The 298-nt window shown below is 66.1% G+C and carries 1 protein-coding gene; it reads left to right on the top strand.

The features are described 5' to 3' along the window. Window positions 1–18: 18 nt before the first annotated feature. On the top strand, window positions 19–298 hold a 280-nt coding region (locus OO12_RS23240), incomplete at its 3' end, for a hypothetical protein (RefSeq protein ID WP_034161157.1).

The following is a 298-nucleotide window of genomic DNA, read 5'->3' as shown; positions in this document are numbered from 1 at the left end:
GCGGGCACGGCCTTGTCGATGACGGCGACCGCCAACAATCTGTCGATCGCAATTCCAGCCACGCAACAGGTGCCGGTCGCCGCCGGCGATACGCTGACCTTCACCGTCCAGCTCATCGGTGGCAATTTCACCACCGCCAGCCTCGCGCTGCTCGGCGGCACGTCCCTGTACGGCAATAATGGCGATTCCTCGGCCGTCATCCTGTCCGGACCGGGAACCCTGTCGCAAATCACCGGCGGCGCGTTCCAGGTCAGCGGTCTCTCCACCACCGCCGTCACCACCGTCAGCGTCACGCGCA

Origin of the sequence: Sphingomonas sp. ERG5 (genome assembly GCF_000803065.1) — a bacterium.
Lineage (GTDB): Bacteria > Pseudomonadota > Alphaproteobacteria > Sphingomonadales > Sphingomonadaceae > Sphingomonas.
This window is presented reverse-complemented; position numbering and strand designations above follow the sequence as displayed.